At 68.2% G+C, this 13,653-nt stretch carries 14 protein-coding genes; 10 read left to right on the plus strand and 4 right to left on the minus strand.

Annotated features, from left to right (window positions below; all coding sequences use genetic code 11):
* Positions 1-236 precede the first annotated feature (236 nt).
* The gene (locus LL236_RS13370) at positions 237-776 is read left to right on the plus strand and encodes a YaeQ family protein (protein WP_228179325.1); all 540 of its coding nucleotides are present in this window, start codon (positions 237-239) and stop codon (positions 774-776) included.
* A 7-nt stretch (positions 777-783) separates the two neighbouring features.
* Here LL236_RS13370 and LL236_RS13375 read toward each other — a convergent pair whose 3' ends face one another.
* Positions 784-1,566, minus strand: coding sequence for an alpha/beta fold hydrolase (locus LL236_RS13375; protein ID WP_228179326.1), 783 nt, complete (start codon positions 1,564-1,566; stop codon positions 784-786).
* Between the two features lie 130 nt (positions 1,567-1,696).
* On the opposite strand from LL236_RS13375, the gene nrdI reads away from it, so the two are divergent.
* From nrdI to LL236_RS13390, 3 genes are all read left to right on the plus strand, one after another.
* Positions 1,697-2,137 carry a class Ib ribonucleoside-diphosphate reductase assembly flavoprotein NrdI gene (nrdI, locus tag LL236_RS13380; RefSeq protein WP_228179327.1) on the plus strand — a complete coding sequence of 147 codons (441 nt, stop codon included), beginning with the start codon at positions 1,697-1,699 and terminating at the stop codon, positions 2,135-2,137.
* Positions 2,138-2,239: 102 nt separating this feature from the next.
* Positions 2,240-3,091, plus strand: coding sequence for an oxygenase MpaB family protein (locus LL236_RS13385; RefSeq protein WP_267189869.1), 852 nt, complete (start codon positions 2,240-2,242; stop codon positions 3,089-3,091).
* 48 nt (positions 3,092-3,139) lie between these two features.
* Positions 3,140-3,448 carry a hypothetical protein gene (locus LL236_RS13390; RefSeq protein WP_228179329.1) on the plus strand — a complete coding sequence of 103 codons (309 nt, stop codon included), beginning with the start codon at positions 3,140-3,142 and terminating at the stop codon, positions 3,446-3,448.
* A 20-nt stretch (positions 3,449-3,468) separates the two neighbouring features.
* On the opposite strand, the gene LL236_RS15065 is transcribed toward LL236_RS13390, so the two are convergent.
* Both LL236_RS15065 and LL236_RS13400 read right to left on the minus strand, forming a co-directional pair.
* Positions 3,469-3,981 carry a glycine cleavage system protein R gene (locus tag LL236_RS15065; protein WP_228179330.1) on the minus strand — a complete coding sequence of 171 codons (513 nt, stop codon included), beginning with the start codon at positions 3,979-3,981 and terminating at the stop codon, positions 3,469-3,471.
* Positions 3,982-3,990: 9 nt separating this feature from the next.
* Positions 3,991-4,389 (minus strand): (deoxy)nucleoside triphosphate pyrophosphohydrolase, encoded by a 399-nt coding sequence (locus LL236_RS13400; protein WP_228179331.1) that lies wholly within the window; start codon positions 4,387-4,389, stop codon positions 3,991-3,993.
* Between the two features lie 122 nt (positions 4,390-4,511).
* Between LL236_RS13400 and LL236_RS13405 the strand changes: the two genes are divergently transcribed.
* Entirely contained in the window at positions 4,512-5,636 is a 1,125-nt protein-coding gene (locus LL236_RS13405; RefSeq protein WP_228179332.1) for a polysaccharide deacetylase family protein, read from the plus strand.
* Positions 5,637-5,665: 29 nt separating this feature from the next.
* Here the strand turns inward: LL236_RS13405 and LL236_RS13410 are convergent, their stop codons facing one another.
* Entirely contained in the window at positions 5,666-6,817 is a 1,152-nt protein-coding gene (locus LL236_RS13410) for a glycosyltransferase (RefSeq protein WP_228179333.1), read from the minus strand.
* Positions 6,818-7,043: 226 nt separating this feature from the next.
* Here LL236_RS13410 and LL236_RS13415 point away from each other — a divergent pair, with 226 nt between their 5' ends.
* From LL236_RS13415 to LL236_RS13435, 5 genes are all read left to right on the plus strand, one after another.
* Positions 7,044-7,310 carry a glutaredoxin family protein gene (locus LL236_RS13415; RefSeq protein ID WP_228179334.1) on the plus strand — a complete coding sequence of 89 codons (267 nt, stop codon included), beginning with the start codon at positions 7,044-7,046 and terminating at the stop codon, positions 7,308-7,310.
* Between the two features lie 90 nt (positions 7,311-7,400).
* The gene (locus tag LL236_RS13420) at positions 7,401-9,146 is read left to right on the plus strand and encodes an aldehyde dehydrogenase family protein (protein ID WP_228179335.1); all 1,746 of its coding nucleotides are present in this window, start codon (positions 7,401-7,403) and stop codon (positions 9,144-9,146) included.
* Entirely contained in the window at positions 9,143-10,825 is a 1,683-nt protein-coding gene (locus tag LL236_RS13425) for a GMC family oxidoreductase (RefSeq protein WP_228179336.1), read from the plus strand. The genes LL236_RS13420 and LL236_RS13425 overlap by 4 nt, the downstream gene beginning before the upstream one ends.
* Positions 10,826-10,877: 52 nt before the next feature.
* On the plus strand, positions 10,878-11,888 hold the full coding sequence (locus LL236_RS13430) for a malate dehydrogenase (protein ID WP_228179337.1): 1,011 nt from the start codon (positions 10,878-10,880) through the stop codon (positions 11,886-11,888).
* On the plus strand, positions 11,885-13,639 hold the full coding sequence (locus LL236_RS13435) for a cation:proton antiporter (protein ID WP_228179338.1): 1,755 nt from the start codon (positions 11,885-11,887) through the stop codon (positions 13,637-13,639). The genes LL236_RS13430 and LL236_RS13435 overlap by 4 nt, the downstream gene beginning before the upstream one ends.
* The last annotated feature ends 14 nt before the right edge of the window (positions 13,640-13,653 follow it).

Below are 13,653 nucleotides of genomic sequence, written 5' to 3' on the forward strand. Positions count from 1 at the left end.
CGGCCAGAGAACTACGCGGACATTCCTATCTGAGGCAAACGCCACCGTTCCCGGACCTTTTACATGAGTCAAGTCGCGCCCGTCGGAGCCACAAGGGTGATCGTTACAATCGCCCCAGAAACCCTCGCGTAGCTTCTACATCGCGGGGGTTTTGCTTTTCCCTGGTGAGAGCCGGCCCCGCCGCGCTCTATCGAACTGCGAGGAAGCCCCGAGCAACAAAGCCATAGGCTGGCGGGATGGCTGCCGGGGCGACGATCTATACGTTCACCGTGACGCTGGCGGATGTCGACCGTGGCGTCTACGAGGATCTGTCGCTGCGGGCGGCGCGGCATCCGTCTGAGACCGACGTGTTCATGCTCACGCGCGTGCTCGCCTACGCACTGGAGTACGAAGAGGGCATCACCTTCACCGAAGGTCTCTCCTCGACGGATGAGCCGGCGATCGTGGTTCGCGACGCGACCGGCGCCCTGGCTGCCTGGATCGAGGTCGGCGCGCCGGATGCTGCGCGACTTCACGAGGGCAGCATGAAGGCCGAGAGCGTGGCTGTGTACACGCATCGGGATCCGACGAAGCTCGTTGCGAGCTGGGCTGGCAAGCGCATCCACCGTGGCGAAGACATTCCCGTCGTCAGCTTCGACCGCGGCTTCCTCGAGTCGGCGGCGTCGGGTATCGAGCGCCGAACGGCGCTGACAGTCTCGGTCACCGAGAAGCATCTGTACCTCGAGCTCAACGGACAGACGTTCTCGTCAGACATCCACTCCGTGTTCGCCGCCTGAGTCGAGCTCAGACCCCGCCGAGCCGCTCCGCGACCACGCGAGCCGTCGCCGCAGGATCGGGGCGATGCCCGCGGGACTCGGGCACGATGACGAGCTCTGCCGCCGGCATCGCCTCGGCGAGCGCGCGAGATGACACCTCAAGCAAAGGGAACGTCTCGGCGCCGCAGAGCACAGCGGTCGGAACGTCAAGGCCAAGCATCCGCTCATCGGGAGAATCGCACGCGCGAGTGAGGGTTGCGTCGTAAACGACCGACTGCGCGAGGCTCACCAGATGCGGGAACATCGGGCTCTCGCGGATCTGCTCGATCATCGCGTCGGGCAATCCCACTGCTTCTCGCTGGAATATCGTGACCACCTCTTCGGGGCGCCCTTCGTCGAGCAGGCCCTGCAGCCGCTCGGGCAGGTCGGCCGCAACGTGAGATTGCCCGAAGCCCAGCGGCGGCTCCGAAAGGAAGAGGTGCGATACGTGGGCGCCACGGGATGCCGCCAGCAGCGCGAGCACCGCACCCGACGAATGGCCGAGAAGTGCCGCGCGGCCGCCGATGGCATCCACGACGGCAGCCACATCCTCCGCTTCGCGCTCGGGTGCGTAGGGCGCCGTATTTCCACTGCCTCCGCGGGCACGACGGTCGACCGTGACGACCTGAAGACCGAGCGCGGCGAGAGCTTCCGCCAGCGGCGCGCCGTCGGTCGCGGTCGAGAAGGCTCCGCCGAGGATGACGACAGGCTGGCCCGACCCGAGTGTTTCGTAGGCGATGCGCGTGCCGTCCGCAGAGATGGCTGTATCCATGCGGCCGAGCGTAGACCTCGCCGCCGACACCGAACAGACCTCAGAAGGAGATGACGGTTGCGCCCAGCGCGAGTCGTTATCCCCGGCCCCTTCCACGCCTCGCCAGCCGCAACAACGAGACACTGGAACCGTGGACAAGACGCCTGTCTACTTCTATTCGTCGACCTCGAACCTCACGGGGCGCTTCGCGCAGCACCTAGCCGAGACGACCGGCCGGGCCGTGCACAACCTCGCCGACGCGAGCGTCCGTCGCACCGAAGCATCCGGCCCCTGGGTCCTGCTGACCCCGTCCTACAAGGCGGGCAACGCTGATGAGGTGACCCTGCCCGCGGGCGTCCGCAGCTTCCTGCGCTCCGCCGAGAACCGGCGCCGCATGGTCGGGATCATAGGCTCGGGCAACCGCAACTTCGGCGTGTATTACCAGGCAGCTGCCCGCGAACTCGCGAACAAGTCGGGAAGGCCCGTGCTGTTCGAGTTCGAGCTGGCGGGCACCCCCGAAGACGTCACCCATTGCGCGCAGATTCTCGACGACCTGGATGCCGCGCTCGCTTCATCCCACCCCGAAGCCTGATCCGGAGCCACCGCTGCGCGGCGATGGCATCCTGAAAGAGTGAGCACGCGACCCGGACTTCGAGCGCGCCTGCTCGTTCCCCTGTCTGGGGACCCGAACGGGATGCCGCCCTGGGTGCGGCGCCTCGAGCGCGGCGATGACGCGGGCTTGTTCGCCGAGGACGGGCCGGCGTGGACGGTGCACGCGGGCATGCCGACCCTGGTCGCCGGCATCCGTGCCCTGCTGATGCAGGCCCTGCACCCGGGCGCGATGGCGGGGGTGCATGACTGGTCGCGCTATCGCGAGGATCCGCTCGGGCGCCTCGCCGGAACCGTGCGCTGGGTGATCTGCGTCACGTTCGGCTCCGAAGAGCAGGTGGATGCCGAACTCGGCCGCGTGGCCCGGTTCCACGCCGACGTATCAGGCGACTATCGCGACAGCACCGGCGCGACCCGCGCGTACTCAGCGGCCGATGCCGACCTCGTCGAGTGGGTGCACCTCGCCTTCACTGACGCGTTCTTGACGTGTCATGAGACCTGGGGCGGTCCCATCCCCGGCGGGGCTGACGCATACGTTCGCGACTGGGCGACCGCGGGTCGGCTCATGGGTGTGACCGACCCGCCCGAAACCGCCGCGGACCTACGCGCCCGCATGCACGGGTACCTCGATCGCGGCATCCTGCGCGGCGATGAACGCGTGCAGGATGTCGTGCGGTTCCTCCGCCGGGTCCCGCTCGACGGGTCGCTGCGCTGGGCCTACCGGCTGCTCTTCGCGGGCGCGGTCGCGACAATCCCCCGCGAGTATCGACGGATGCTGGGACTGCGCCGCTCATGGCTGCCGGTCGTCGCGATGACGCGGTTCGTGCTGTTCGTCGCCGGCAAGAGCCTCGGTAGCGGTCCCCGCGCACACGACATGGCCCGGCGGCGCCTGCGCCGGCTCGAGGCATCCGGCCCCGCACCCGCCGCGGCGAGCTGAGCCCACCGCAGTGACACGCCTGTAACGGCCGTCCCGTAGGCTTCGGGCATGGAGGAGCCCTGGGTCGAAGAGGCCGCGCAGCTGCTCGAGAAGTACACCGGCGACCCGCTGGCCGATGCGGTCCGCGGCACGGTTCGCGTGGTCTCGGCATCCGATCGCGTCGGTCGCGCTCGCTACCAGGCGTGTCAGATCGAGGTGGTCACGACAACCACAGGCATCCCCGAAACCCAGGTCAGCACCGAGGTCGTCACGAGCGCGAAGTACTGGCCGCGTGTCGGGTCCACCCTGCCCGCGCTTATTTCACGCAGCGACCCGAGCCGCATCGAGATCAACTGGGACGCCCTCGCGCACCAGTGATCGGCGCTTCGCGCTGAGCGTCAGCCGATGGCGATCTCGACCTGGAGCTCCGCAGCTAGCTTCTCGAGGTCTTCCTTCACCCGGGAAAGGTCAGTCCCAGCGGCCGTATGCGCCAGAACGGATGCCTCGAAGATGCGTCCGCCGGCCATCGCCGCCTCCCGCACCTCGGTCGACAGGTCATCGATGCTCAGCTCGTGCGCGGCGAGCACGGCGGAGACGTCGCGAACGATTCCGGGGCGGTCGTTGGCCACCAACGAGATCACGAGGGAACTGACCTGGCGGTTCGCAGCGGAGGCACCCACTCCCGAGAGCGCCGTGACAGTGAGCGTCTCATCGAGCGCCAGCAGCGCGCCCAAGAGCGTCTGTGCAGACTCGTCAGCAACCGAGATCTCGACGACCCCGGCGAACACGCCGGCACGTTCAGCGAGCTGACTTCCCTCCCAGTTGCCACCGTGGGCACTCACGGCATCCGCGACCGCCGAGACGAGTCCCGAGCGGTCCTCTCCGACGAGGGTGATCACGTAGCGAGGCACGCTCGCATGCTACTCCGCGGTCAGAATCCGCACAGCGGGCAGGTCGGGTTCAGCCCACCAGAACTGGTCGAGGTCGCCAGCCCCGACCCACCGCAGCTCGTCGTGATCGGTGCTCTCCGACGGCCGATCGCCCTCCAGTTCCGCGCGATAACAGGCGAGGCGAATGATGCGATCGCCGACATGGGTGTCGTCGGTCGACAGATGTCCCGTGACACGGATGCCGACCCCGAGCTCCTCCTGCACTTCGCGTACGAGGGCGTCGATCGGGTCTTCGCCCGGTTCGACCTTGCCGCCGGGGAACTCCCAGCGGCCCGCCTGGCCGATGTGGGCCCCACGACGGCACACGAGGATCTCGTCACCGTCTGTGACAACAGCGGCCACGACATCGATGGTTGGGACATCATTCACGAATACAATCCTCCTATCGCGCGTGATGGTGCGCGTCGGACGCCGCGCCGTACGCGGTGCGCGGCTCGGGGCCGCGGTGTCTGACTGGGGTAGCAATGAGCGGGCAGGGGACTGCTGAACCGGTGCATCGCGCACCAGCGCACGCGCGCCCGCGCCATGGCATGGTGCTGTGGGCGGCTCTGGTGGCTGTGGCGCTCGTGGCACTGATCGTCGGCGCGGTAGCGACCCTCAGTCTGACGGATCCGGGGGCATCGGCAGCGCCCGCCGCGACGCCCACCCAGCCCGCTACTCCGCCACCGTTGAGCGCAACGCAGCAGATGCTGGTGGACAGCGGCGACCCGACCACCTGCGCGGTGTCGTTCGACGGCGCCGACCTCGACGTGCCGCCCATGCTGCAGCACGAGGGCCAGCTGTACACGGGGCTGCCGATTCTCTCCCGCGACGGTGCGGTCTTCGCCGGGTGGTACGCCTCACCCGCCGGCGCAGAGAGTCTCAGCATCGCCGACAGGGTCAACGGGTCCGAGCTCGTCGACTGCGACGAGCGCGAGCGCACGCTCTATGGCGCGTGGACGACCCCCGAGGCGAACGCCGCCGAGGACGCGCAGATCCCGATCCTGATGTACCACCAGTTCACCTCGAAGCCCGAGGGGGAATCGGGCTGGCTCCGCCTGAACTACGCCTATATCGGGGACTTCGAGCAGCAGATGGCCTACATCGCCGACCAGGGCTTCTACCAACCCACGTGGGACGAGTTGAGTGCGTTCATCGACGGTCGGCTGTTCCTCCCGAACCACTCGGTAATCGTGACGGATGACGACGCCGACGACACCTGGTATCAGCTGGCGGTCCCCGTGGTGGACGCGCACCATGTGCTCACTACCTCGTTCATGATCACGCGAGACCGGCGGGAGCTGCATCCGTCGCCCTATGTCATCGTCCGCTCCCACACCGAGGACATGCACCGCGCCGGCGCCAACGGCCAGGGACGAATGGTCAACGAGCCCGCCGATGTGATCGCTGCGGACCTGGAAGCCTCCGCCGCGTACATCGGCGCGAAGGAAGTCATCGCTTACCCGTTCGGCCACTACAACGACACCGCCAAGGCCGGCGTTGCTGCTGCCGGGTTCGAGCTGGCCCGCACGATCGACTACGGGTACGTGCACATCGGCACCGACAAGCTCGCGCTCCCGGTCATCCGCATGAACTACGGGATGTCGGTAGGCGACCTTGCGAGGCAGATCGGCTGAATCCGATCGCCTGAATCAGGTCCGGCGGATCAGAGTTCGCCGGGTGCCATCACCTGCTCGTCGAGCTCTTCGAGCACCTCGCGGGTGCGGGTCTTGACACCCTTGCGCCGGCTGCGCGAGGGCGCGTAGACCACGAGCGCGTGGAAGAGGAATCGCGCAACGAACGCCAGCGCGAGTGTGATCGCGGTCGCGATGACCACCGAGATGTGCCACGTCGAGACCAGGAGCGCCGTGAGCGGGATCCGCAGGATCGCCTCGGCGTTGTTGAAGCCGAACGACTTCGCGAACCGCGTCCACACGCCGGATGCCTCGTCTTTCACATCCTGGAAGACGAACCGCTCCTGCAGCAGGAAGTTGGCGATGATGGTCGTTTCGGCGGCGACGATCATCGCAGGGATGTCATCGATGCCCCACCGCGTGAGGAGCCAGACGATCGCGATGTTGGCGACGGCACCGAGGCCGCCGATCACGGCGAACATCGACATCTTGCCGAACCGCAGCATCGTGAGCTGCGCGAGGAAATGCACCCCCTGCCGGAACGACGCCTTCGATTCACCGGCGTTGCGGTCGGCGAAATCGAACGGCACCTCGGCGACGCGCAGGTTTGTGCGCGCGAGGATCTCAAGAAGGATTTTGAATCCGCGCGGCTTGAGCGTGCGCAGGTCGAGGCGGCGACGATCGATCAGAAAGAAGCCGGTCATCGGATCGGTGACGCCCTTGAGTCGCCCCGGGAACATCGCTTTTGTCAGCAGGGTCGCCGACTTGGACACGGCGATCCGGGATGCCCCGGCGAGTCCACCGTTGGTTCCCTCACCGCTGTATCGCGAGGCGACGACGACATCGACATCGCCCACCACGTAGCGGCGCCACAGGCGCGGGATGTCCTCAGGCGGGTGCTGAAGGTCGCCATCCATGACGATGCAGATGTCGGAAGCCGCCGCGTCGAACCCCACCATCACCGCGCCGCCGAGGCCGCACGTGGGGATGTCGCGGTGAATGAGGCGAACGGGAATCGCCGCCTCCGCAGCTACCCGGCGGATCTCATCAGCGGTACTGTCGGTGCTGTCATCGACGAAGACAACCTCTGCACGGATGCCGCTCGTCGCCGACGCTACCCGAGTCACGAGTTCCGCGATGTTGGGCGCCTCGTTGTACGTCGGCACGACGATGGATAGATCCATGGGGTCAATGCTGGCATGCCGCGGCGAAATCGCCGTACAGCTGTCCACCGATCCATAGCGCATCCACAGACTCTCCGTGCGGCCCGGGCCCCGGCCACTCCTGCCGAACCCACACCTTCCGCGCCGAACCCACACCAATTGGCGCGCGGATGATGTGGGTTGGGGCGGGAAGGTGTGGGTTCGCGAAGAGGGGCCGACGGCTGCGTGGCGGTCGTACCCTGGATGCATGACTTCGGAAACTTCTGGCACCCTGACGATGTTCGGCGCTGACTGGTGCCGCGACTGCCGTCGCACCAAGGCGCAGCTCGACGACCTGGGCGTTGCGTACGAGTACGTCGATCTCGAGGCTGACCCGGCAGCTGCGGATGTCGCGCGCGATATCTCTGGCCGCACGAACATTCCCGTCGTGGTCTATCCCGACGCGACGCACCACGTCGAGCCGAGCAACGCCGACGTCGAGGCGAAGCTGCGCGAACTCGCACTGATCTCGTAGGGACTGACCGCGCCGTGAGACGGCGCTCCACCTCGGGTGGCACGCGGTGCCGCGGACATATGCTGGAGGCACGTCCGAAGGAGCGCGCCCATGCCGTCATCCGTTCGTCCCGCAGCGAACACCGTGGCCGATGCCGCCTCGGTCATCCCGTCGCTCGACGCAGCCATCGAAGAGTTGCGCGCGGGATCCCGCACCTGGAGCGCGCTGACCCTCAGCCAACGGATCCGGCTGCTTCGCAGCATCCGTGCCACCGTTGCCACTGAAGCCGAGGACTGGGCGCTCACCGCGGCGCGAGCGAAGGGCCTCGATCTCGATAGCCCGTTGGTTGGCGAGGAATGGCTGACCGGGCCGTACGCGACAGTCGTCGCGATCGATGCCTACATCGAGACGCTCACGAGTCTGCGGGTCGGCGCCAGCCCGCTCGATCATGTGCGCGTCGACACCGCTCCCGGGGATCGCGTTCGCGTCCACGCCTTCCCGACAAGCGCTGTCGATGGCCTACTCGTCTCCGGCTTCTCGGGCGAAGTGTGGTTGCGCCCGGGCGTGACCCTCGCTGACGCGCAGCGGAAGGCGGGTCTTGGCCAGCTCCTGCCCAATGATTCCGGCGGGGTAGGACTAGTCCTGGGCGCAGGCAACATCACCTCGATCCCGGTACTCGACGTCCTCTACGAGCTCATCGCCCACAACCGGGTCAGCATCCTCAAGATCAACCCGACACAGGACCCGCTTGCTCCGGTGTTCGGCCGCGCCCTGGCGCCTCTCATCTCGCTCGGGCTGCTGCGCATCGTGCAGGGAGGCGGCGAGGTCGGCGCTGCCCTCACCGAGCACGCCGGGATCGATCACGTCCATATCACGGGAGCAGCTCGCACGTTCGAGACGGTCGTGTTCGGCCGCACTGCGACGGGCAAGCGGCGCGCCCGCCCCCGACTATCGGTGCCGATCACCGCCGAACTCGGGGGTGTATCGCCGATCATCGTCGTTCCCGGGAAGTGGTCGGATGCTGACCTGCGGTTCCAGGCCGAGCACGTCGCGACAATGCGCCTGCACAACAGCGGTCACAACTGCGTCGCCGGGCAGGTCGTGATCCTCAGCGCGGATTGGGCCCAGCGCGAGCGATTCCTCGCCGAGGTCGAGGCGGCGATGTCCCGCGCACCGCAGCGGCCCGTGTGGTACCCCGGAGCGCAGGCGCGTCTGGCCGAAGTGGCCGACGAATACCCGGGTGCGCGCTGGTCGTCTGGCCACACCCGCGCGGTCATCGAGGTGGGCACGGATGCCGACCCGACACCCATGGAGACCACCGAGTACTTCGTACCGGCCCTGGGCGTCGTTACGCTTCCCGGCAATGGCCAGGAGTTCCTCGACGCTGCTGTCGAGTACGCGAACGCGCGACTGACCGGGACCCTCGGCGCCAACCTCCTCATCGATCCCGACACCGAGGCAGCCCTCGGCGACGGGTTCGAGCACGCGGTCGCGGAGCTTCGCTACGGCACGGTGGCGATCAACACCTGGACCGGTGTCGCGTTCGGCATCCCGACGATGCCGTGGGGCGCGTATCCCGGCGGGACCCTCGAAGACGTCCAAAGCGGCATCGGCGTCGTCCACAATGCACTGCTGCTGGATGACGTTGAACGGGGAGTGATGCGCGGGCCGTTCCGACCGTTCCCCCGTTCGACCGGTGCGCTAATCGGACCCGGCACGTTCTCGGCGCTTCCCCGCCCACCCTGGTTCGTCACGAGCCCCGGCGCGGCAGACGGGGGGCGACTGCTCACGCGGTTCCGCATCCGTCCGCGCCTGACGACTCTGCTCGGCATCCTCGAGTCGGCGTTCCGGTCGTGACCGGCGGGCGCCCGCGGCGCGCGCCGCAACGCGGCGGCGAGTTGGAGGCCGATTACATCATCGTCGGCGCAGGCTCTGCAGGAGCTACCCTCGCCGCTCGCCTGAGCGAGGATCCCCGCGTCACGGTGCTGCTGCTGGAGGCGGGAGGCCCCGACCGCGCCCTGGAGCTGCACGTTCCGGCAGCCTTCAAGAAGCTGTTCCGCAGTGCCTACGACTGGGGCTACGACACTGTCACTCAGCCTGAACTCGAGGGTCGCCGGATCTTCTGGCCCCGCGGCAAGACCCTCGGCGGTTCATCGTCGTTGAACGCGATGATGTGGGTGCGCGGGTTCGCCGCCGACTACGACGAGTGGGCCGAGGCCGCGGGCGAGCGCTGGTCGTGGGATGCCGTACTGCCGGTGCTGCGCCGCATCGAGAACGTGCAGGATGCCGTCGACTCCTCGCTCGGGCGGTCTGGTCCGCAAACGGTGGAAGGACAGCGCGACCCGCGACCCCACACAGCAGCATTCCTCGAAGCCGCTCGCGAACTCGGATACGACATCACCGAGGCGAACCTCCCCACAGGGCAGGGGTTCTCGCAGACGATGGTGACCCAGCATCGCGGCGCCCGCGCCTCGACAGCCGACACCTACCTGCGGCCCGCCGCGGCACGGCCGAACCTGCGCGTCGTCACGAACGCTCACGTCCGTCGCGTGACTTTCGCGGACGCCAGCGATGGCGAGCCACGGGCCACCGGGGTCTACGTCGACATCGCCGGCACGACCCGCCACGCCCGCGCCCGCCGGGAGGTGATCCTCTGCGGTGGCGCCATCAACACCCCGCAGACCCTGATGCTCTCGGGCATCGGGCCGGCAGATGAGCTCGCCGAGGTCGGCATCCGTACCCTCGTGGACTCCCCCGAGGTCGGCAAGAATCTGCAGGACCACCTCGTGGCGGGGCTCGCCCCTGCCGCCATAGCCGGCACGCTGTACGGCGCCGAGCGCCCATCGGAGCTCCTGCGCTACCTCGCCACCCGACGCGGCATGCTCACCTCCAACGTCGCGGAGGCGTACGGGTTCGTGCGCACCGATGTCGCATCCCACGCAGGGATGCCCGAGGGCCTCCCCGACATCGAGATCATCTTCGCCGCCGCGCCCTACGTCGGCGAGGGCCTCGTTCCCCTCCCGGGCGAGGGCATCACTGTCGGTGCGATTCTCTTGCGCCCGCGCAGTCGCGGCAGCATCCGTCTCGCCTCTAGCGATCCTCACACGCACCCGCTGATCGACCCCGCCTATCTCAGCGACCCCGAGGGCACGGATGCCGCGACACTGTACGCCGGCCTCGAGGTGTGCGAGCGACTCATCGCGACCTCGGCGCTGGGCGCCGTCACCACGGGCAGCTGGGTGCAGCCCGAGGGCGGCGAGCGCATGACCAGCGCCGAGCGGATCGAGCTGTCGATGCGCCGCTATTCGCACACGCTCTACCACCCCGTCGGCACGGCCCGGATGGGGACGGATGCCGCATCCGTTGTCGACCCGGAGCTGCGCGTGCGCGGCGTCTCGGGCCTGCGCGTGGCCGATGCCTCGGTGATGCCGACGATCATCCGCGGTCACACGCACGCCCCGGCCATGGTGATCGGCGAGATCGCGGCCGATCTCCTCCGCCGGGAGAACCCCGGCAGGACCTCACGCGTTCCCTGAAGTGGGACCATCGGACCAACCTGAGACGAGGCCGACGACTACGCTCTGGGTCATGGCTCCCGACGCGACGCCCACGACAGTTACCATCACCGGCGCAGGCGGCCAGATCGGCTACGCGCTGCTGTTTCGCATCGCCGCCGGCGACATGCTCGGGCCCGACCGGCCGGTGCGGCTGCGACTGTTGGAGATTCCGCAGGGGATGAGGGCCGCCGAGGGCGCCGCGCTCGAACTCATGGACGGCGCGTTCCCGCTCCTGACCGACGTCGAGGTCACCGACGATGCTCACGCCGGCTTCGACGGCTGCAACATCGCGCTCCTTGTAGGGGCGCGCCCGCGAACGGCGGGCATGGAACGCGCTGACCTCCTCGAAGCCAACGCCGGGATCTTCGGGCCGCAGGGCGCCGCTATCGGCGCAGTGGCAGCCGACGATGTGCGGGTGCTCGTGGTCGGAAACCCGGCGAACACCAACGCGCTGATCGCCTCGGCATCCGCGCCCGACGTCCCGGCCGAGCGGTTCGCGGCGCTCACCCGCCTGGATCACAACCGTGCCGTTGCGCAAGTCGCCAGTGCCCTGGACCGGCCGGCGGCGAGCATCGAGCGGATGACGATCTGGGGCAACCACTCGGCGACACAGTTCCCCGACGTCGACCATGCCCTCGTCGACGGGATGCCGGCACGTGCCGCCCTGGCTGCGCGACTCGGCGGAGAGGATGCGGCGCTGACCTGGCTGGATGACACCTTCATCCCCCGGGTTGCGAAGCGCGGCGCCGAGATCATCGACGTCCGCGGATCCTCCTCGGTGGGATCCGCCGCGGCTGCCGCGATCGACCACGTCCGGGACGAGACCGCGGGAGTCGCGTGGACCTCTGCCGCGGTCGTCTCCCACGGCGAGTACGGCGTCCCGGAGGGCCTCATCTGCTCGTTCCCGGTGTCATCGGATGGCGCCGGATACCGGATCATCGAGGGGCTCGAGGTCGATGCGCGCGCACGGGCGCGCATCGATGCCTCCGTTGCCGAGCTGGTCTCGGAGCGCGACGCTGTCGCCGCACGAGGGCTGCTGTGACCACACGAGACGCGTTCCTGTTCGTCATCGGCGGGGTTCTCGTCGTCGCGATGACAGCCCGCGTCGCCCCGCGCATCAAGGTTGCGGGGCCGCTCCTTCTCGTGCTGGTCGGGATCGTCGCAAGCTACCTCCCGTTCCTGCCCGACATCAGCGTCGACCCGGAATGGATCCTGGTGGGCGTGCTGCCACCGCTGCTCTACTCGGCGGCTGTCTCGCTCCCCGCTGTCGAGTTCCGCCGCGACCTCCTCCCGATCGCGGGCCTTGCGGTCGTGCTCGTGTTCGTGAGCTCGTTCGTGTTGGGCACGTTCTTCTACTTCGCGATCCCCGATCTCGGGTATCCCCTGGCGCTGGCTCTGGGTGCGATCCTCAGCCCCACGGACGCCGTCGCCACGGCGGTTGCCAAGCGACTGGGCGTATCCCGACGGGTCGTGACGATGCTCGAGGGAGAGAGCCTGCTCAACGACGCGAGCGCACTGGTGATCTTGAACTCGGCAGTGGCCGCATTCGTCATGATCGCCTCGACCGGCCAGGCTCCGCCGGCCATCGACGCGGTCGGCGGGTTCTTCTGGGCAGTCTTCATCGCGATTGTGATCGGCGCGATCGTCGGCTACGCGAACCTCCGCCTGCGATCATGGCTGCGTAGCTCGGCAGCAACGACGGCAGCCGGGTTCATCGTTCCCTTCGTCGCCTACCTCCCCACTGAAGAGCTGGGCGGGTCGGGACTCGTCGCCGCCGTCGTCGCGGGAATCGTCACAGGCCAGGGCGCGGCTCGCTGGTTCACGCCCGAACAGCGCATGTCCGACCGCGTCACCTGGCATACCGTCGAACTCCTCCTCGAGGGAGGCGTCTTCCTCATCATGGGTCTCGAAATGAGCGAGATCGTCACGGGCACCGCCAACGGCATCCACGGCATCGCTCACGGCCTGTGGATCGCGGGGGCGGCCTTCGGCATCCTGCTCGTCGTCCGGACCGGATACGTCGCGCTGCTGGTCTGGGGGCAGGGGCGGCGGCTGCATCCCAGGCGCACCCAGCGACTGAACGCCATCTCAGACCGGATCGATGAGATCGAAGCCGGCGGTCCCGAGCAGTATGGAGACCGCGGCCGCCACATCACCGAGGCCGGCTGGAACCGTCGCCTCGCCAGCTTCCGCCGTCGGATCTCTCGCGCCATGTCCGACCTGAACTACTACCGAGCCGCACCCCTCGGATGGAAGCACGGGACGATCATCGTCTGGTCGGGGATGCGGGGCGTCGTCACCCTCGCGGCGGCCCAGACACTGCCCGCCGACGCTCCCTCCCGACACTTCCTCATCTTCGTCGCGTTCGCCGTCGCGCTGACCAGCCTCATGCTGCAGGGCTTCACTCTCCCGGCCCTGGTGCGACTCCTCCGCGTCTCCAACGAAGACGACGAGAACCTCGTGCGATCCGAGCAGCAGCGGCTCGCGCGCGAGATGCACCAGGCTGCACTCATGGCTGCCGATGACGGGTCACTCACGCGCCGCGACGGTTCGCCGTTCGCGGCGGAGTTCACCGAGCGGGTCGGGCCCCTGTTCCTGCAGTCCGGCGAAGCAGAGGATGAGGAAGCGCGCGACATCCTCGAGCTGCGGCTCGCCCTCATCAGGGTGCGCCGGGGGCGACTCATCGAGCTGAGCGGCGGCGGCCAGTTCGGCAGCGCAGCCTTGCGTCGGGCCCTTGCCGAGCTCGACGCTTCGCAGCTGAACGTCGAACTGCGACTGGAGAGCGCGGACTGATACGACACCAGTGG

Source organism: Microbacterium schleiferi (genome assembly GCF_020781975.1).
GTDB lineage: Bacteria > Actinomycetota > Actinomycetes > Actinomycetales > Microbacteriaceae > Microbacterium.

Bases quoted from the DNA above. Each gene is read 5' to 3' on its own strand.
- LL236_RS13390 (WP_228179329.1), top strand. From the start codon at position 3,140: ATGGAGGAGCCCTGGGTCGAAGAGGCCGCGCAGCTGCTCGAGAAGTAC.
- LL236_RS13415 (WP_228179334.1), top strand. From the start codon at position 7,044: ATGACTTCGGAAACTTCTGGCACCCTGACGATGTTCGGCGCTGACTGG.
- LL236_RS13410 (WP_228179333.1), bottom strand. From the start codon at position 6,817: ATGGATCTATCCATCGTCGTGCCGACGTACAACGAGGCGCCCAACATC.
- LL236_RS13370 (WP_228179325.1), top strand. From the start codon at position 237: ATGGCTGCCGGGGCGACGATCTATACGTTCACCGTGACGCTGGCGGAT.
- LL236_RS13430 (WP_228179337.1), top strand. From the start codon at position 10,878: ATGGCTCCCGACGCGACGCCCACGACAGTTACCATCACCGGCGCAGGC.
- LL236_RS13375 (WP_228179326.1), bottom strand. From the start codon at position 1,566: ATGGATACAGCCATCTCTGCGGACGGCACGCGCATCGCCTACGAAACA.
- LL236_RS13385 (WP_267189869.1), top strand. From the start codon at position 2,240: ATGCCGCCCTGGGTGCGGCGCCTCGAGCGCGGCGATGACGCGGGCTTG.
- LL236_RS13420 (WP_228179335.1), top strand. From the start codon at position 7,401: ATGCCGTCATCCGTTCGTCCCGCAGCGAACACCGTGGCCGATGCCGCC.